Consider the following 533-nt stretch of genomic DNA (forward strand, 5'->3'; position numbering starts at 1 on the left):
GTGCATTTACCAATAAAGAGGCATTATTGATTTTTTCGTTAAAGCTCGGTACCAACGATAGCGCTATAAAAGGACCGCATGGAGCTCCGGTTTCGCCTGATCGATATATTGAAAATGTAAAAACCATTGTAGATAAGTTATTGGCCGATTTTCCTAAGGCCATTGTGGTGTTGCAGCATCCTATCTGGTATAGTCCCAATACCTATAATAGCTCAAAATATATGGAAGAGGGCTTGTTGAGATTACAGGCTTATATTCCAAAAATTGATAGCCTTGTGGCAAATTATGGTTTAACTAATCCAAAGCATGTTTTTGTAGGGGATAAAAAAGCATTCAATTATTTTAAAAAACACCACCTTACCGAGTTGATTCCTGAGAAAGGGCAGGCTGGTACTTTTTACCTGCATCCAAATAAATTAGGCGCCGCATCTTTAGGCGAATTTTGGGGCAAAGCGATTGAAAGGATAGTGAAAAGGAATTTTTAAGGCCTTGCCTGGCTATTGATTTTAATAGATTACTAAGAATCAAGTACC

Annotated in this window: 1 protein-coding gene; it reads left to right on the forward strand. The window is 37.9% G+C overall.

Features of this window, described 5'->3' with window-relative positions; all coding sequences use genetic code 11:
* Nucleotides 1–485 (forward strand): SGNH/GDSL hydrolase family protein (locus AC1DND_RS29245; protein WP_477586526.1); only part of this gene is annotated, 485 nt, incomplete at its 5' end.
* Nucleotides 486–533 lie beyond the last annotated feature (48 nt).

The sequence above is a fragment of the Pedobacter sp. 01N416 genome (genome assembly GCF_056399685.1).